Here is a 17,440-nt window from a genome sequence, read left to right as displayed (position 1 = left end):
AGCCCCGGTTTCCCGGAGTTATCCCAATCTACAGGGCAGGTTGCCCACGTGTTACTCACCCGTCCGCCGCTAAATCAGAAGAAGCAAGCTTCTTCGTCATTCGCTCAACTTGCATGTATTAGGCACGCCGCCAGCGTTCGTCCTGAGCCAGGATCAAACTCTCCATAATAGAGAACTTAAAAAGCTCATGTTGTTTTGCTGGCATCATCATTAAATGATGTCAAAATTGTTTTGCTTATGAAGTTAATCAATAAGCTATATGTCTTAACGTTTTGCATGTTCAGTTTTCAATGTTCATGTTGTCTACCATTTCGTTTACCTCTTGGCGACTCCTATTATATTACTCTCTTCACTCAAATAAGTCAACACTTTTTACAAAGTTTTTTAAAGTAATATAGAAATAGCTACTACAGAAGCTACCCCTGGCACTCCCAAGACCGCCACTACAGCACCTGTGAACAGGTTTATAGGGATTGTATAACCAGCTAAACCTAAAAGTAAATGTACGCCAAATAATAGTAAAACGGAAAAACCTAAGCGGAATAAAAAAATAGATATTCCTTCTATTACTCCCGAAAGAGACTTTCTAAACAAAAGAAGCAATAGTAATACTAGCGAACCTCCAATGATAATTAACTTCATGAATACCATCCTCTCATAAAATAACTATCTATCACTATATGAAGCTAGTACTACTATTATACTTATTTTAAAACTACGTTTCGGATCTTCGCTTCTTTATATAGATAAAAGTGAATACTTTCTGCAATTTTTCTTTTCGCCAGCGTCTCCAAATCGTAGTCATTCAAATACTCTTCTATCAGTTGAGCTTGCTGCCAATCTTCTTTTGTTTCTCTTATTAATCTCACAAATTGCTGATCAAATTCTTTCTTTAACTTTGCCCGTTGAAAAAACATCGTACTACAGCATCCCCCTTACAACTCTCGGCGACCTTCTAATGCTTTGGATAAAGTTACCTCATCCGCATATTCCAAGTCTCCGCCTACAGGTAAGCCGTGCGCAATTCTCGTTGTCTTAATACCAGAAGGCTTTACGAGACGAGAAATATACATTGCTGTTGCTTCTCCTTCTATTGTAGGGTTAGTTGCTAAAATCAATTCTTCCACTTGTGTATCCTGCAATCTTTTTAAAAGAGAAGGTACATTAATATCTTCTGGACCAATTCCATCCATTGGTGATATAGCACCATGAAGTACATGATATAAACCATTATAGTCTCTCATTTTCTCCATCGCTATGACATCCTTTGTATCTTGAACAACACAAATCATGGATGCATCGCGCTGCTTGTCTTGACAAATATGACAAGGATCAATATCCGTAATATGACCACAAACGGAGCAATACGTTAAGTTTCTTTTAGCATCAACTAATGCTTTAGCAAAATCTAAAACAGTGTCTTCTTTCATCGTTAACACAAAAAATGCCAGACGGGCCGCTGTTTTCGGCCCGATTCCCGGCAATTTCATAAAACTATCTATTAGTTTTGATATTGGTTCAGGATAATGCATCTTTTTTCCTCCTAGAACATACCAGGAAGGTTCAACCCTTTCGTGAATTGCCCCATCGTGGAGTTCGCTGTTTCATCTGCTTTTTTCATTGCTTCATTCGTTGCAATGACGATTAAGTCTTGAAGCATTTCGATATCTTCTGGGTCTACAACAGTTGGATCTAGTTCTACTTCAAGTACTTCTTTATGCCCGGAAACAACTACTTTTACCATTCCGCCACCAGCTACGGCTTCGAAACGTTGTGTTCCTAGTTCCTCTTGTGCCTCTGCCATTTTCTTTTGCATTTTTTGCATTTGTTTCATCATACCTTGCATATTTCCCATTCCACGCATGATTAATTTCCTCCTTAGTTATCCTGTACTTCTACAAATTCTTTTCCAAATAATTTTTCTGCTTCTACAATCAAAGGATCTTCTGAAATCTCTTCCATTCCTTGTAGAAGTTCCATTGCTTCTGTCGGCTCGGAAGAAGTATCTTCTAAATCTCCTGCATTTCCTTTTTTTAGACCGTTTTGTTTTATAAAGTCTTCTCTAATTTTCAACCAATTTTCCTCTGGTACATATACGACTTCATACATTGTACCAGTCAGGTTTGCAATTAACTGTGGAAATGAGGAAGAAAAGGTTTTATTCTCCATGGCCATTTGACAGTGAATATCATATTTAAATTTTAACACAAATGCACTAGAAGATGCTGCTACTGGTTCAGCATCATTTAATAATGCAGCATGTGACTTTTGAAGTTGTTGCAAAATAGCAGCCCAATTAGATTTAATCGTCTGAATATCCGTCTTAGTTGCCGTTTTTAAAATTTCTTGTATCCGACCACTTGATACTTTCACACCGCTATTTGACTTTTGTCTCTGTCTTTTTGGTTGTTCCTGTATCCCAGCATTCGCTTGAGGTATTATTCCTTGACTAATCTGCTGTTGAAGCTGCTGCAGCTGACTTTCCAGTGTTTTTACTTTCATCTCTAGTTCTGAATTACTTTGCGTCGTAGCCGTGTTCCCTATCGGTACTTGTGCTAACCGAATAATTGCAGTTTCTAAATACACTTTTGCATGATTAGAAAAACGCATTTCCTGTTGAGTATTCGTTAATATAGAAATACTTCTATACAATGTATCTTCCGCAAATTTGGAGGCCAACTCGGCAAACATTGCATCTCCCGTAGCTATTTCCAATAACTCAGTTTGTTCCGGTGCAACAAGCAATACAAGTAGATCGCGGTAAAACGTGATAAAATCCTCTGTTAATCGAACTGGGTCCTTTCCGTCCTCTACTAACTGTTCCACACAACTTAATGCCTTTGCGACATCCTTCTCAATTAATGCTTCTGCTAGTTGAAAAAATACGTCCTGTCCAATTGAACCAGTTACTAGTAATGCATCTTCCAGCGTCATTTTTTCTCCGCTAAATGATACTACTTGATCAAGCATACTTAGTGCATCACGCATTCCACCAGCTGCTGCTTGTGCAATAATCTTCAGTACATTTTCATCGTATTCTATATTAGCGTCAGTTAATACTTCTTTCATTCGCAAAACAATATCCGATGAAGTAATTCGTTTAAAATCGAATCGCTGACATCTAGATATAATCGTTAAGGGAATTTTATGTGGTTCAGTCGTTGCTAATATAAATACGGCATGCGCTGGTGGTTCTTCTAATGTTTTTAACAAAGCATTAAATGCACTAGTAGATAGCATATGCACTTCATCTATAATATACACTTTGTAACGTGCATTCGAAGGGGCAAAACGAACTTTTTCAATAATTTCCCGCATTTCCTCTACACGAGAGTTAGAAGCTGCATCGAACTCAATCACATCTGTATTAGACCCTTCAGTAATACTTTTACAAGTTTCACAAGTATTACACGGTTCTTTCGCTGGTCCATTTTCACAGTTTAAAGCTTTGGCAAATATTTTTGCCGCACTTGTTTTTCCTGTCCCACGTGGACCGGAGAATAAATACGCATGTGTCGTTTTATTGTAAAGGAGGGCATTTTGAAGAGTTTGCTTAATATGTGATTGACCAGACATTTCTGCAAATGACTGCGGTCTATAAGCGCGGTAAAAAGCTTGATACGACAACAAATCCCCTCCTTCTCTCATTTAAGTAAATAATGACTCTATTATACCATAAAGCAATTGTTACTTCGCCTATTAATGTTGGGAAAAATTCTATTACAAACTTTAAAGTGTAAGTACCTGTCTCTGAATACATATAGCAAGAGAAATATTGAATGGAATGAAGCAACTTATAGGGATAATGCGTCGTAAAGAGTGCTACTAGGTGACCGCTGTGATTTTCGCTGCAGGACGGACGCTTTCCGTGGGGTGAGTGATGAGCCTTCACCGCCGCTTAGGCGTACGTTGTGAAGTCTCATCTTACTCACTTAATCCCTTCGGAGTTGCCGCCCTGCAGCGAAAATCAATGAAAAAATACTAACTTATCAGTGTCCGAAATTAACAATAAATGGTGAAAGAGATAATATAATATACAGTGCGAACCCGACAAACTCGCCTTTGAACTCGATCAACTAGTCGAGCCGATGCCTGCTATGCAGTTTAACGGGCTTTTAGGAATATTATAATCTGCCTAAACCATGGTCGTCTCACTCCAAGTAAAGAGATATTGTGATAAATTAGTTGCTTTCATCGGTGATTTAGTTGATCTCATGCTGATTTTAGTTGCTTTCGGTGTAGAATTAATCGCTTTCAATGACTAGTTGGTTTCTCTAATCCATTTACTGGGTACACTCCATGAAAAGATAATTGCTTTAATCAAGACGATACTAAATAAGTAGGCAATTTCTATTGATTTTCGCTACAGACGTCGACTCCTGCCGGATGAGGGAGCAAAATGAGCCATCCCAACGTACGCCCAAGGGCGGCGGGGATGGCTCATCGCTCACCCGGCGGAAAGCGTACGGCTGTAGCGAAAATCGCAGCGGTCACTACGACGCATTATCACTAAATAGTGCCATACCATCTAATTTATTATTTCCTAGAACACAAAAAAACTCATTCGTCGGAAAGACAAATGAGTTGATCAGTTAATTTAATGCCGTGCACCTTCCTTCGCTTGAAACACATAAGCGGCACCCTTGTCGTTAACTCGGCTTAGGCTACCCCGCGGCACATGAGAAAACACCACTTAATGCTGCTTCCTTCCGGACCTGACATGGTTCATGGGCACCCATTGCGCAGGACCCAAACGTCAACATCACGTGCAAATACCAGACCCTACATGTATTCAACCTCAGAGAAGGAGTTCAGTCTCGCTAGAGCGGATTGCGAGTTACAAGACACCGCTACCTTCCCACCTAGCACGGCATTAACTAGTATACTTTTTTTAGAAAGAAAAATCAACGAAAACAAACTATTACTTTTAAATACAGGTTATATTTATTTATGGAATGGCTAATCAATTTTTCAATTCTGTTGATTATTCCACTTCACTATTAAAGATTCATCCAAAACAATAACTATGCATAAATCATATGGTCTGTTAGTGCAATTCTAATCATCAAATCACTCAGTGCTTTTGGTTAATTAAGAACGGATTATATTTTTTATTAAAAATATGAATAAAAATGTTGACTTTGTTTTTCAACCATGATAAATTAGTTCTTGTACTTCGGAGGAATACCCAAGTCTGGCTGAAGGGATCGGTCTTGAAAACCGACAGGCGGGTCATACCGCGCGGGGGTTCGAATCCCTCTTCCTCCTCCATTTTAAATACACACACGCATAAATTTGAGATTGAATTCGTTGCAGTGGTAACGAATTTTTCTTTATAAACATTGTTCAGAAAATTAAATATTATCTATACATGTTAAAACCTCCCGCCTTTAACTAATTGGTGGGAGGTTTTATATTATTTACGCAATATTGCAGTTTGCTCCATGAAATGACCAATTCTTGCAATAATCATTTCTACATTTTCTGGATTTTGTACGATATCATAATCGTTAATATTTAGACGAAGTACAGGGCATCCATTAAAGGAGTCAATCCATTTTTCATAGCGACCATGCATTTCTTCCCAATAAGCAATAGGTGTTTGCTGCTCCATCGGACGTCCTCGATCATGAATGCGATCAATAATATTATCTAATGATCCTTCTAAGTAAATCAATAAATCTGGGTGTGGGAAATATGGTGTCATGACCATTGCTTCAAAAAGACTTGTATATGTTTCGTGATCTACTGGATCCATCGTTCCTTTTTCTTTATGCATTTGTGCAAATATGCCAGTATCTTCATAAATGGAACGATCTTGAATAAATCCTCCACCATATTCAAACATTCTTTTTTGCTCTTTAAAACGCTCTGCTAAAAAGTAAATTTGTAAATGAAAACTCCACTTAGAAAAGTCTTCATAAAAACGATCTAAATATGGATTCGCATCTACTTTCTCAAATGAGGTTTTAAAACGAAGTGCATCCGCAAGTGCTTTGGTCATCGTAGATTTTCCTACACCAACAGTTCCTGCAATCGTAATAACTGCATTAGATGGGATGCCATACTTCTCTCTTAAATTCATACTTATAAACTCCTTCTATGCAATGTTGCATCTACTTGTTCTAATATTTTTTGTAAATCTTGTCCATTTTGAACGAAATCTATTTTGTCTCCGTCTAGTCTTAAAACCGGAATATTCGGGTGCTTTTTTTCAAAGTGATCGATAAACATACGATAATCTGATGAAAGTTGCTGTAAATAATCTGGGCTTATCTTTTTTTCAAAGTCCCTTCCGCGCATATCAATACGTTTAAGAAGAACATCTAAACTTGCATCAAGATAAATAACCATGTTAGGAACAGGCATATCTTTCGTTAAAATTTGATAAATAGATTCATACTTCTCAAATTCTATTTCATTTAACGAACGTTTAGCGAAAATTAGATTTTTAAAAATATGATAATCGGCTATTACTCCTTTATCTTTCGATAAATACTTTTTGTCTATATCACTTAATTGTTTATAACGATTACATAAAAAAAACATTTCCGTTTGGAAACTCCACTCGGCAATATCATCATAAAATTTATTCAAAAAAGGATTTTCATCCACAATTTCTTTTAACAATTCAAATTGATACGTTTGTGCAATTATCTTTGCTAACGAGGTCTTCCCAACACCTATGGGGCCTTCTACCGTAATAAATGGAATGGACATAATTCTACCCTCACTCTAATATTTCAAATCGTGCCCTTTATTTTAACATAGCTAGAACATAAAAAATAGAATATAGTTGCCTTTCCAAAAGAAAGACAACTATACTCTATTTTTTATTCATCCGAAACATTTCCTGTAGCAAGTACCAGTTTTGCGGAAAATCAAAACCGCTATGCCAATAAGCTATTCCTAATAACTTTAACTCTTTCAATAGTTTAAACTTTGCTTCAATGGATCTTGCATCCTCAAACCACACCTCATGTTCTTTTCCATCTAACCAATAATGAAAAAATGGTGCTTGCGCAACATCATCATACTCGATAGCTGCATTCCGATTTTTTGCTACTTGAATTGCTTGTTGAGGACTCAATGCTTTGGCGATTGGATTACCTGGCTTATAAGGCAATGTCCAGTCATATCCATATAAATTTTGACCCATCATAATTTTACTAGGCTCAATTTCTGTTACGGCATATTCTAATACTTTTCGAACTGGACCGATTGGAGAAACTGCCATCGGCGGACCGCCACTGTAGCCCCATTCATATGTCATAATGACAACAAAATCAGCCACTTCTCCTAATCCTTTATAATCGAATCCACCGTACCATTTACCATTCTGATCGGCACTTGTTTTTGGAGCAAGTGTTACGGAAATTGCATACCCTTTAGCGAAATCTTTAAATTCTTTTAAGAAGTTCACATAATTTTCCCTGTCTGCTTTATCTATATATTCAAAGTCAACATGAATATGTTTTGTACCTCTTCTTTCTGCTTCTGCTACTGTTTGTGCAAATAGATTATTCTTCACGGTTTCATTTGTAAAAATGGTATGTGCTAATGTATCACTAAATGCATAATTTTCAATATTAACAAGTACAATAACTGTTTCTACCTGATGTGTTTGTGCAACTTCGGATAATCTTCCCCAATCCATAGAAGTTAAGGAGCCGTCCCTCTTTACCTCATATGCAAATGGCATCATATACGTTAATTGGTTTGCATTTTTCTCTACTTGGTTAATAACATTTTCCGATGGTGCTTCTGTATACCACTCTACGTATAAATTTGTTTCAATCATAGGCCGATCTGGATTAGGACTAGATGGTAAAACTAGCGCCTGACCAACGACTAATACATCAGGGTCAGGGAGTTCATTTATAGAGGCAAGTGTTGCAACATTTGTACCAAAACGCTTTGCAATTGCATATAAATTGTCTCCTTGTTTCACTATATATATCAATCGATCACTCCTTCAACTTACAGTATGCAGAACATAAATAAAACATGCTACACTATGCTTGAGGGGTTGATTTTAATTGGATGAACATTATATGAACTTAGCGATAGAAGAAGCAAAAAAAGCGGCTGCTATTGGAGAAGTACCAATCGGAGCTATTATCGTATATAAAGATGAAATTATTGCAAAGGCTTTTAATTTAAGAGAGACAACTCAAAACGCAACGACCCATGCCGAATTATTAGCAATTCAACAAGCATGTGAGAAAATCGGAAGCTGGCGATTAGAAGAAACTACTTTATATGTAACACTAGAGCCTTGTCCTATGTGTGCAGGAGCTATTTTACAATCCCGTATCCCACGGGTTGTATACGGGGCTAGAGATATAAAAGCAGGTTGTGTAGATTCCTTATATCGACTTTTAAACGATGATCGATTCAATCATATATGTGAAGTGACAGAAGGTGTTCTGGCTGAAGAATGTGGAAGCTTACTTACCCAATTTTTCCGGAATCTCCGTGCACAAAAAAAGAACCAGAAACGCATATAGCATCTCTGGTTCTTTTCATCTTACTTAATGACAGTTTTACCGCCCATATATGGTACTAGAACTTCTGGAACTAATACTGTTCCATCTGCTTGTTGATAGTTTTCTAAAATAGCAGCAACTGTACGACCTAGCGCAAGTCCACTTCCATTTAATGTGTGTACGTATTCTGGTTTAGCGCCCGTCTCTCTTCTAAAGCGTATACCAGCACGACGAGCTTGGAAATCTTCGAAGTTACTGCAAGAAGAAATCTCTTTATACTCTCCGTAACTTGGCAACCAAACTTCTAAATCATATTTTTTCGCAGCAGTAAAACCTAAATCAGCTGTACACATATGAAGTACACGGTATGGTAGACCTAATAACTGCAACACTTTTTCTGCGTGACCAGTAAGTAACTCCAACTGATCATAAGACTCTTCTGGTTTTACAAAACGAACAAGTTCCACTTTATTAAATTGATGCTGACGTATTAAACCTCTTGTATCACGTCCTGCAGATCCTGCTTCTGAACGGAAACAAGCACTAAAAGCAGTAAATGCTTGTGGTAACGCTGCCCCATCTAAAATTTCATCACGATAAAAATTCGTTACTGGAACTTCTGCCGTAGGGATTAAGAAATAATCCTCTTCATTTATTAAAAATGCATCTTCTTCAAACTTTGGAAGCTGGCCAGTACCTGTTAAACTCGTACGATTAGCCAAGTATGGAGGAAGCATTTCTTCATATCCATGCTCTTCTGCATGCAGATCCATCATAAAATTTATTAAAGCACGTTCTAGTCTTGCTCCTAAACCAAGATAAAATGCAAAACGACTTCCCGTAACCTTTGCAGCTCGTTCAAAATCAACTATTTTTAAATCGGTTGCAATATCCCAATGGGCTTTTGTTTCAAAATCAAATGAAGGTACTTCTCCCCATGTACGAATCTCCACATTATCGTCTTCTGAATCACCAATAGGAACACTGTCATGTGGAATGTTTGGAATACGCATCATCATATAATCGAACTTTTCTTCTACTTCACGTAATTCGTCATCCAATACTTTAATCTCATCGCCAACTTCGCGCATACGAGCAATAATATCATCGGCATTTTCTTTATTACGTTTCATCTCTGAAATCTTTTGAGAGAATTCATTTCGTTCCGCTTTTAACACTTCTGTTTTAGCAATTAGTTCTCTTCTCTTTTGATCTAACGGTTGAAACTGATCAAATTCCGAAATTTCTTCTCCACGCTTTGCTAGTTTTTCTTTTACGGCTTCGTAATTATCTCGTACAAATTTCACATCTAACATGTACAATTCCTCCTAATTTTTAATAAAAAAACGACAAAAAAGCCCTCATCCCCTATAAAAGGGACGAGAGCATACCCGCGTTGCCACCCTGATTGACTTGACCATTTATCAAGTCCACTTGTAAAATAACGGCTTTTCAACCGGCCACGACTTACTAAATATTCGGTCGCGCAACTCAAAGGACGGATTCACAAGTGTTTTTATCAGCTCTCACCAACCGCTGACTCTCTACAAAAAACGTGCTTGTTACTGCTTCCTATCATCGTTTTTTAATCATGAAATTATCTTCACTTTACTATACAGTTGCTTTTTTAGCAAGCGATTCCTTTACCATTTCCGTAAAATAGGCAGTTATACGATAATCTATCGTTAGCTCTGGATGAAAAGAGCATCCTAGCAAATGCCCTTGTCTCACCATAACTATTTTGTCTTCATGCGTAGCAAGTATTTCTACATCTGATCCTACTTCTACAATATGAGGTGCTCTTATAAAAACAGCGGGGAAATCAGTTGCGATGTCTTTTACTTCAAGTTGTGTTTCAAAGCTATCAACTTGGCGACCAAAAGAATTACGCTCCACTGTTGCATTTAGCGCACCAATATGTGCAGAATCATCTCCTACTATTTCTTTAGCTAGTAGTATAAGACCTGCGCAAGTACCAAACATAGGTTTTTCTGTTTTCGCAAACTCTATAAGAGGCGTAAGCATGTCATAGCGATCAATTAGTCTACGCATAGCAGTGCTTTCTCCCCCTGGTAGGATTAAACCATCTACCAAAGTCAAATCGTCTGTGCTTTTTACTATTAAAGCTTCTGCTCCACATGCTTCAATAGAATTCATATGCTCGCTAACCGCTCCTTGCAGAGCTAAAACTCCTATTTTGACCATATTACCACCCTCTATCTTGCATGCGTTCTCCAGCAGCTAAGCGTGAAATTTCGATTCCCTTCATAGGGATTCCTAAGTCTTTTGAAATTTCTACAAGTAAGTTATAGTCTTGGTAATGAGTCGTCGCTTCTACAATAGCACGTGCAAATTTCTCTGGATTTTCTGACTTGAAAATACCTGATCCAACAAATACACCATCAGCTCCAAGCTCCATCATTAAAGCAGCATCTGCCGGTGTTGCTACTCCTCCTGCTGCGAAGTTTACAACTGGTAATTTACCGTTCTGTTTAATTTGTAACAACACTTCAAAAGGTGCTCCTAATATCTTAGCTTCTGTCATCAACTCATCTTCGTTCATATGAACAATTTTGCGAACTTGTGCATTCACTTTACGTAAATGACGAACTGCTTCTACGATATTCCCTGTTCCAGGTTCTCCTTTTGTACGAAGCATGGAAGCTCCTTCCCCGATACGACGAGTTGCTTCTCCTAGATCTTTACATCCACATACAAATGGCACTGTAAATTCACTTTTACGTAAGTGATACTCTTCATCTGCAGGTGTTAATACTTCGGATTCATCAATATAATCGACACCCATTGCTTCTAAAATACGTGCTTCTGTAATATGTCCAATACGTGCTTTTGCCATTACTGGAATAGTTACAGCACCCATTACTTCTTCCATAATACGTGGATCTGCCATACGAGCAACTCCGCCTGCTGCACGAATGTCTGAAGGTACACGTTCTAGCGCCATTACTGCAACAGCGCCTGCTGCTTCTGCGATTTTTGCTTGTTCTGCATTGATAACGTCCATAATAACGCCACCTTTTTGCATTTCTGCCATTCCTCGTTTTACCCTATCTGTTCCAGTTTGTATAATAGTCATATTATTTCCCCCTCTAAATTGTTATAATGTTTAGTATAATGAAATATGACCATTTGAAAAGTATCAGAAATGAATAAATTAAAGTGGTCAGATAGGAGACAATAATGGATTTTCTCATGTTTCAACTGGAAGCAGACTCACTAATACCTCTATATGAACAACTTTACACAGAAATAAAACAGGCAATTATTAATGGAATAATTGAAGAAGGAGCCAAATTACCTTCGAAAAGAAAATTGGCAGATTATTTGTCAGTGAGTCAAACAACAGTTGAATTTGCATATAGTCAATTAGTTTCAGAAGGATTTATCTCGTCAGAACCGAGAAGAGGCTTTTACGTACAAAACTTAGCAGAGTTAGCATTGATCGAGCAGCAAACACCGATTGTTGTTCAAGATGACCGTACAAGAGATGTTTATTCCATTGACTTTTCACCTGGAAAAATCGATACAGACTCTTTTCCTTTTAGCATTTGGAGAAAATGTTCCAAGGAAGTCATAAACGAGTCAAATAAAGAACTTCTTTTACTGGGACATCCACAAGGCGACTATACGCTAAGACAGCAAATAAGCACTTATTTATACCAATCTAGGGGAGTTAAATGTACACCAGAACAAATTATTCTTGGATCTGGAACAGAGCAACTTATGCCCTTAATCATTCGTTTACTTGGAGAAAAAGCCGTTTATGGAATTGAAAATCCTGGCTATCCACTTGCCCATCATTTACTTATAGATAAAAAGGAAAAAACTGTGCCAATCTCAGTAGATGCGGACGGTATCATCGTTTCACAGTTAGAACAATCCAATGCGACTGTCATGTATGTAACACCATCTCATCAGTTTCCTACAGGAGCCGTTCTATCTGCTACTCGCAGAACCCAACTGCTTTCCTGGGCTTATCAAACAGAGAATCGATATATTATAGAAGATGATTACGATAGTGAATTTAGATACACCGGTAGACCGATTCCTTCTTTACAAGGAATTGATCAAAACGAACGCGTCATTTATTTAAGTACGTTTTCGAAGTCATTAATGCCTTCTCTTCGAATTGCTTATGCCGTATTACCGAAACAGCTCATTTTACAATACAAACAAAAGTATTCCTATTATGCCGCTACGGTTCCTCGCATGGATCAGCAAATACTTTCCAGATTCATGGAATCAGGTTATTTTGCAAAACATCTAAATAAAATGCGGAAAATTTATAAACGTAAGCTAGAAATTATAACTAAAACAATCGCTGCATATGATCCCCTCGTTACGATTTCAGGAGAACAAGCAGGCATGCATCTTTTATTGACCTTCGAATCAGAGAAAACGGAAAGTGAACTTATTGCACATGCAAAACAAGCAAGTATACGCATATATGGTATACAAGAATACGTTTCTACTAATGATAATGCATTTAACAAACCAAAAATCGTATTAGGATTTGGCGGAATCCAAGCTGAAAACCTAGAAACTTCCATTGAACGTCTAATGGAAGCACTAGAAATAAGAAAGTCGTCATAATAAAGTATCTTTTGCACAGTATAGAGATAGTGTTTCTTAGAGAGTTCTATCAGGTGAGTGATAAACCTTCAGCGAAAATCAATGATAAACACTAACTTATAGGTATCCGAAATTAACAATGAATGTCTGAACGAGACAATCTTTCCTTTGAATACGATAAACGAATCGAGCAGATGCCCGCTAGGAGAAATCGGCGGTCTTTTAGGCATATTATTCCTATAATATGTCGAAATCACAGTCGTCTCAATCTAAGTGAAGAGCTATTGTGAGAAATTAGTTGCTCTCACGTTGATTTTAGTTGCTTTCGTACTGAAATTAGTTGCCTTCAATAGCTTTTGATTGCCCTTAGCCATTCTTTGGAATTTTCCACGCCCGTGTGAGAGACCCTGCAAAGGCGTTAGCAGCTCGTTACCATTCGCCCGGCGCCCTTATTCAGCTCACTACGACCTTTTATCCCTAAAAGCGCTATACCAGTTGCTATTCAAAGAAACTAAATAACAAGTCCAGAACTTAATTGTTTACCAATAAAAAAACACTGTAAACCCGAGATTTCGAGTGTACAGTGCTTTTTATTTAAAATAATCCGCCGATAAAATCAGTTGTGCTGCCCCATAAATTACCGAAGAACTTCCCAATGCCTTGGAACATTAAACTAATCCAGCTAGCTCTTTCTACTGCTTCAGTAGTGACAACATCCACTTCTGTCGCCTGATCAAGAATATAACCATAGTCTGTTCCTTCTGTTTTTTCTAAATGTACTTTACCTACTACCGCACCTTTTTCAACAGCAGCTTCTAATTTCTTTTTATCTGCTGTGAATACAGGCTTGTACAATTCTTTTTCATTGGTCTTAATAACCATTGAAATTGGATCTTTTACAGCAATAGCTACATTGTCTTCTTTTCCTTTTTCAACTGCCAATGTTTCATGGTCCGGAATCTTATATCCAGCTGGTACAATTTCTTCTTTTGAAAATTGAGAAAAACCGTAGTCAAACAATGCTTTCGTTGCATCGAAACGTGCTTTATAAGAACCTACACCGTTAGCATCTACTGCTTTCATAACAACTGCAATTACACGCATACCGTTTCTCGTAGCTGTACCAGTAAAGGAATGTCCTGCAAATTCTGTCGTACCAGTTTTTAAACCATCGACACCTTCGTATTGGTAAATTAATCCAGGTAACATCCAATTCCAGTTATCCATTTTAATTGCATCAGGAGTCCCTTCACGGAATATTTTTTTAGGAATTTTTGTCGTTTCTAAAACTTCTGGGTAATCCTTCATTAATATATACGCCAGTTTTGCTACTGATTTTGCTGGCATTATATTTTCATCAGATGCTCCTGTACTTGCTGGGTGCATCCCTTGTAAATCTGAATTATTTAAACCGGTGGAATTGACAAATTTATAACCAACTAAGCCCATTTCTTTCGCTTTTTCATTCATTAATTTAATAAAATTATCTTCTGTACCAGCAATTGTTTCTGCAATAGCAATAGTTGCAGCATTAGCTGAGTAAATAGCCATTGCTTCATACAATTCTCTAATCGAATAAGTACCATCTTCACGAAGAGGAACATTACTCAAACTACGATTTTGAGAAATTTTATATGTATATTCCGTTACAGAATACTGTTGATCCCAAGTAATTTTTCCCGATTCAATCGCTTCAAATAATAGATATTCCGTCATCATTTTCGTCATACTAGCAATACCTAAAGATGCATCTGCATTTTTTTCATACAGAATTTTACCTGTTTCAGCGTCGATTAAAATTGCAGCATCAACGTTTAAACTTAAATTGTCCTCTGCTTTTGTAGCAGTTGGCATTCCAATAATAACTGAAACAAGAAACATCGGAAGTACTAGCCACTTTATCATTGATGTCATCCAAACTTTCTTCACTACTGTACCTCCACTAATAATTTTTATCCAAGCTCATTTTATCATACTTTATCCCTGAGAGGGCTTATCGAATGAAAAATGCACCCATTCGACCTAGACTATGACGTCGAATGAGTGCAAAAGTTTCGATTTAAATGTAAATATTAAGATATAGAATAATTCGGAGCTTCTTTTGTAATTTGTACATCATGTGGGTGACTTTCACGAAGACCTGCACCAGTCATGCGAATGAATTGTGCATTTTCTCGTAAGTCTTCTAAGTTTCCAGTTCCACAGTATCCCATGCCTGCACGAACTCCACCAAGTAATTGGTGAATTGTATCTGAAAGTGGTCCTTTATATGGTAAACGTCCTTCAATTCCTTCTGGAACTAGCTTTTTCGCTTCTTCTTGGAAATAACGATCTTTAGATCCTTTTTCCATAGCAGCAATTGATCCCATTCCACGATACGTTTTAAAACGTCTTCCTTGGAAAATTTCTGTTTCTCCTGGACTCTCAGTTGTACCAGCGAGTAAACTTCCTAGCATGACTACATGTCCACCTGCAGCAAGAGCTTTCACGATATCTCCGGAGTACTTAATTCCTCCGTCCGCAATAATTGTTTTGCCTGCTTTACGAGCTTCAGTTGCACAGTCATAAACTGCTGTAATTTGAGGTACTCCAACTCCTGCAACAACACGAGTTGTACAAATGGAGCCTGGTCCAATTCCTACTTTAACAACGTCTGCACCAGCTTCAAATAATGCACGAGTTGCTTCACCTGTTGCTACATTTCCAGCAACAATATCTAACTCCGGATAAGCTGCTCGAATATTTCTTACTGTGTCCATAACTCCCTGAGAATGACCGTGTGCTGTATCAATAACAATGACATCTACTTGTGCTTGTACTAGTTTTTCTACACGAAGCATTGTATCTGTCGTCACACCAACAGCTGCCCCTACTAGTAAACGACCAAGATGATCTTTAGCTGCATTTGGGAATTCAATCACTTTTTCAATATCTTTAATTGTGATTAGACCTTTTAAAATACCGTTTTCATCAACGATTGGTAATTTTTCGATTTTGTATTGTTGTAAAATCTTTTCTGCATCTTCGAGTGTAGTGCCAACTGGTGCTGTAACTAACTGCTCTTTTGTCATTACTTCATCAATTTTTAATGAATAATCTTGAATGAAGCGTAAATCGCGATTTGTAATAATGCCGACTAACGTTAAATCTTCTTCATTATTAACTATCGGAACACCAGAGATTCTGTATTTACCCATTAAATGTTCTGCATCATATACTTGGTGACTTGGTGTTAAGAAGAAAGGATCAGTAATAACGCCATTTTCAGAACGTTTAACTGTTTCAACTTGCTCTGCCTGTTCTTCAATGCTCATATTCTTATGAATAATCCCTAATCCACCTTGTCTCGCCATTGCAATTGCCATTTTAGCTTCCGTTACAGTGTCCATACCTGCACTAATTACTGGAATATTCAACTTAACTTTTGGAGTTAGTTGCACAGAAAGATTGATATCTTTCGGCAATACCTCTGATTGAGCTGGAACTAACAAAACATCATCAAATGTTAAACCTTCTTTTTGAAATTTAGACTCCCACATTTCTAATTTCCTCCTTCTACAAATGAATATTATTACAAGGTTATCAGCGTGTACGTCTAGTGTCAAGAACACTTAAAATTAAACATTAATTCCGATTTTTCTATCAAATATTTTTTGAATATCTTGCTCCATTTTTAATGGGGTAGTCTGCGGTGCATATCTACCTACTACTGTTCCTTCTTCATCGATTAAAAACTTTGTAAAATTCCACTTAATGTGATTAGATAAAAATCCTTTTTGCTCGCTTGTAAGAAATTGAAACAGTGGGTGTATATCTTTTCCTTTCACATCTATTTTTGCAAACATAGGAAAAGTAACACCATAGTTAAGTTGACAATACTCCATTGTACTATCGATGTCCTCAAACTCTTGGTTGTTAAATTGGCCACATGGAAACCCCAATATTTCCAATCCCTTGTCATGGTATTCTTCGTATAGTTTTTGGAGTTCAGTAAATTGCGGTGTAAAACCACAATGACTTGCAGTATTGACGATTAATAATGGTTTACCCTTGAACTTATCTAAAGATACATCTTCCCCCTTTGTATTCTTAACTGTAAATTCATAAACCGATGTCATATAAACACTCCCTTATTCGTCTTATCTATACAATATTTCTTTCTTCGAACATGTACAAGCCATTTGTTTTCAAATGAAACAAATAGTTTTTAAGCAAAATAAAAAAAGGTCATTACCGATTACTCGGTAATGACCTTTTTAATTATGCCCAGCGACGTCCTACTCTCACAGGGGGAAACCCCCAACTACCATCGGCGCAAAAGAGCTTAACTTCCGTGTTCGGTATGGGAACGGGTGTGA

Annotated in this window: 16 protein-coding genes, 1 tRNA gene, 2 rRNA genes, 1 other RNA gene and 1 other annotated feature; of the genes, 3 read left to right on the top strand and 17 right to left on the bottom strand. The window is 37.4% G+C overall.

Annotated elements, in window-relative coordinates; all coding sequences use genetic code 11:
• The 7 genes from ACIQ38_RS22420 to ffs all read right to left on the bottom strand — a co-directional run.
• Window positions 1-169, bottom strand: a 16S ribosomal RNA gene (locus ACIQ38_RS22420); the annotation flags it as partial.
• Between the two features lie 215 nt (window positions 170-384).
• Window positions 385-642 (bottom strand): pro-sigmaK processing inhibitor BofA family protein, encoded by a 258-nt coding sequence (locus ACIQ38_RS22415; protein WP_402828680.1) that lies wholly within the window; start codon window positions 640-642, stop codon window positions 385-387.
• A 62-nt stretch (window positions 643-704) separates the two neighbouring features.
• Window positions 705-917: a YaaL family protein gene (locus ACIQ38_RS22410; protein WP_402828677.1), complete on the bottom strand. Its 213-nt coding sequence runs from the start codon at window positions 915-917 to the stop codon at window positions 705-707.
• An 18-nt stretch (window positions 918-935) separates the two neighbouring features.
• On the bottom strand, window positions 936-1,532 hold the full coding sequence (gene recR, locus ACIQ38_RS22405) for a recombination mediator RecR (protein WP_402828674.1): 597 nt from the start codon (window positions 1,530-1,532) through the stop codon (window positions 936-938).
• Between the two features lie 11 nt (window positions 1,533-1,543).
• Window positions 1,544-1,864: a YbaB/EbfC family nucleoid-associated protein gene (locus tag ACIQ38_RS22400; protein ID WP_402828671.1), complete on the bottom strand. Its 321-nt coding sequence runs from the start codon at window positions 1,862-1,864 to the stop codon at window positions 1,544-1,546.
• Window positions 1,865-1,878: 14 nt separating this feature from the next.
• The gene (gene dnaX / locus ACIQ38_RS22395) at window positions 1,879-3,627 is read right to left on the bottom strand and encodes a DNA polymerase III subunit gamma/tau (RefSeq protein ID WP_402828668.1); all 1,749 of its coding nucleotides are present in this window, start codon (window positions 3,625-3,627) and stop codon (window positions 1,879-1,881) included.
• Between the two features lie 976 nt (window positions 3,628-4,603).
• Window positions 4,604-4,871: signal recognition particle sRNA large type (ffs, locus tag ACIQ38_RS22390), an RNA gene on the bottom strand.
• A 307-nt stretch (window positions 4,872-5,178) separates the two neighbouring features.
• Between ffs and ACIQ38_RS22385 the strand changes: the two genes are divergently transcribed.
• Window positions 5,179-5,271: transfer RNA gene (locus ACIQ38_RS22385), tRNA-Ser, on the top strand.
• A 145-nt stretch (window positions 5,272-5,416) separates the two neighbouring features.
• Here the strand turns inward: ACIQ38_RS22385 and ACIQ38_RS22380 are convergent.
• The 3 genes from ACIQ38_RS22380 to ACIQ38_RS22370 all read right to left on the bottom strand — a co-directional run bounded on the left by ACIQ38_RS22380 (window position 5,417) and on the right by ACIQ38_RS22370 (window position 7,963).
• Entirely contained in the window at window positions 5,417-6,085 is a 669-nt protein-coding gene (locus ACIQ38_RS22380) for a deoxynucleoside kinase (protein ID WP_402828665.1), read from the bottom strand.
• 2 nt (window positions 6,086-6,087) lie between these two features.
• A complete protein-coding gene (locus ACIQ38_RS22375; protein ID WP_402828662.1) occupies window positions 6,088-6,720 on the bottom strand; it encodes a deoxynucleoside kinase in 633 nt (210 codons plus the stop codon).
• A 106-nt stretch (window positions 6,721-6,826) separates the two neighbouring features.
• Window positions 6,827-7,963 carry a glycosyl hydrolase family 18 protein gene (locus ACIQ38_RS22370; protein ID WP_402828659.1) on the bottom strand — a complete coding sequence of 379 codons (1,137 nt, stop codon included), beginning with the start codon at window positions 7,961-7,963 and terminating at the stop codon, window positions 6,827-6,829.
• A gap of 91 nt (window positions 7,964-8,054) precedes the next feature.
• On the opposite strand from ACIQ38_RS22370, the gene tadA reads away from it, so the two are divergent.
• On the top strand, window positions 8,055-8,510 hold the full coding sequence (tadA, locus tag ACIQ38_RS22365) for a tRNA adenosine(34) deaminase TadA (protein WP_402828686.1): 456 nt from the start codon (window positions 8,055-8,057) through the stop codon (window positions 8,508-8,510).
• A gap of 20 nt (window positions 8,511-8,530) precedes the next feature.
• On the opposite strand, the gene serS is transcribed toward tadA, so the two are convergent.
• From serS to pdxS, 3 genes are all read right to left on the bottom strand, one after another.
• The gene (gene serS / locus ACIQ38_RS22360; protein ID WP_402828656.1) at window positions 8,531-9,805 is read right to left on the bottom strand and encodes a serine--tRNA ligase; all 1,275 of its coding nucleotides are present in this window, start codon (window positions 9,803-9,805) and stop codon (window positions 8,531-8,533) included.
• A 56-nt stretch (window positions 9,806-9,861) separates the two neighbouring features.
• Window positions 9,862-10,077 (bottom strand) — a binding site (T-box leader).
• 23 nt (window positions 10,078-10,100) lie between these two features.
• Window positions 10,101-10,694, bottom strand: a complete 594-nt coding sequence (gene pdxT / locus ACIQ38_RS22355; protein ID WP_402828653.1) for a pyridoxal 5'-phosphate synthase glutaminase subunit PdxT — start codon at window positions 10,692-10,694, stop codon at window positions 10,101-10,103.
• A gap of 1 nt (window position 10,695) precedes the next feature.
• Window positions 10,696-11,580 (bottom strand): pyridoxal 5'-phosphate synthase lyase subunit PdxS, encoded by an 885-nt coding sequence (gene pdxS, locus ACIQ38_RS22350; RefSeq protein ID WP_402828683.1) that lies wholly within the window; start codon window positions 11,578-11,580, stop codon window positions 10,696-10,698.
• A gap of 110 nt (window positions 11,581-11,690) precedes the next feature.
• On the opposite strand from pdxS, the gene pdxR reads away from it, so the two are divergent.
• Window positions 11,691-13,103 carry a MocR-like pyridoxine biosynthesis transcription factor PdxR gene (pdxR, locus tag ACIQ38_RS22345; RefSeq protein ID WP_402828650.1) on the top strand — a complete coding sequence of 471 codons (1,413 nt, stop codon included), beginning with the start codon at window positions 11,691-11,693 and terminating at the stop codon, window positions 13,101-13,103.
• A 573-nt stretch (window positions 13,104-13,676) separates the two neighbouring features.
• Here the strand turns inward: pdxR and ACIQ38_RS22340 are convergent.
• From ACIQ38_RS22340 to rrf, 4 genes are all read right to left on the bottom strand, one after another.
• The gene (locus ACIQ38_RS22340) at window positions 13,677-15,011 is read right to left on the bottom strand and encodes a serine hydrolase (RefSeq protein ID WP_402828648.1); all 1,335 of its coding nucleotides are present in this window, start codon (window positions 15,009-15,011) and stop codon (window positions 13,677-13,679) included.
• Between the two features lie 143 nt (window positions 15,012-15,154).
• Window positions 15,155-16,621 (bottom strand): IMP dehydrogenase, encoded by a 1,467-nt coding sequence (gene guaB / locus ACIQ38_RS22335; protein WP_402828645.1) that lies wholly within the window; start codon window positions 16,619-16,621, stop codon window positions 15,155-15,157.
• Between the two features lie 78 nt (window positions 16,622-16,699).
• Entirely contained in the window at window positions 16,700-17,200 is a 501-nt protein-coding gene (locus tag ACIQ38_RS22330) for a glutathione peroxidase (RefSeq protein ID WP_402828642.1), read from the bottom strand.
• 146 nt (window positions 17,201-17,346) lie between these two features.
• Window positions 17,347-17,440, bottom strand: a 5S ribosomal RNA gene (gene rrf / locus ACIQ38_RS22325); the annotation flags it as partial.

It is taken from the genome of Psychrobacillus sp. NPDC096389 (assembly GCF_044762855.1).
In the GTDB taxonomy this organism is placed as follows: domain Bacteria; phylum Bacillota; class Bacilli; order Bacillales_A; family Planococcaceae; genus Psychrobacillus.
The sequence above is the reverse complement of the archived record's forward strand: the minus strand, read 5'-3'. Positions and strand labels throughout refer to the sequence as shown.

Coding starts and splice junctions, on each gene's coding strand:
- pdxR (WP_402828650.1), top strand. CDS start 11,691: ATGGATTTTCTCATGTTTCAACTGGAAGCAGACTCACTAATACCTCTA.
- guaB (WP_402828645.1), bottom strand. CDS start 16,621: ATGTGGGAGTCTAAATTTCAAAAAGAAGGTTTAACATTTGATGATGTT.
- recR (WP_402828674.1), bottom strand. CDS start 1,532: ATGCATTATCCTGAACCAATATCAAAACTAATAGATAGTTTTATGAAA.
- pdxT (WP_402828653.1), bottom strand. CDS start 10,694: ATGGTCAAAATAGGAGTTTTAGCTCTGCAAGGAGCGGTTAGCGAGCAT.
- ACIQ38_RS22400 (WP_402828671.1), bottom strand. CDS start 1,864: ATGCGTGGAATGGGAAATATGCAAGGTATGATGAAACAAATGCAAAAA.
- serS (WP_402828656.1), bottom strand. CDS start 9,805: ATGTTAGATGTGAAATTTGTACGAGATAATTACGAAGCCGTAAAAGAA.
- ACIQ38_RS22380 (WP_402828665.1), bottom strand. CDS start 6,085: ATGAATTTAAGAGAGAAGTATGGCATCCCATCTAATGCAGTTATTACG.
- tadA (WP_402828686.1), top strand. CDS start 8,055: ATGAACTTAGCGATAGAAGAAGCAAAAAAAGCGGCTGCTATTGGAGAA.
- ACIQ38_RS22415 (WP_402828680.1), bottom strand. CDS start 642: ATGAAGTTAATTATCATTGGAGGTTCGCTAGTATTACTATTGCTTCTT.
- ACIQ38_RS22330 (WP_402828642.1), bottom strand. CDS start 17,200: ATGACATCGGTTTATGAATTTACAGTTAAGAATACAAAGGGGGAAGAT.
- ACIQ38_RS22410 (WP_402828677.1), bottom strand. CDS start 917: ATGTTTTTTCAACGGGCAAAGTTAAAGAAAGAATTTGATCAGCAATTT.
- ACIQ38_RS22375 (WP_402828662.1), bottom strand. CDS start 6,720: ATGTCCATTCCATTTATTACGGTAGAAGGCCCCATAGGTGTTGGGAAG.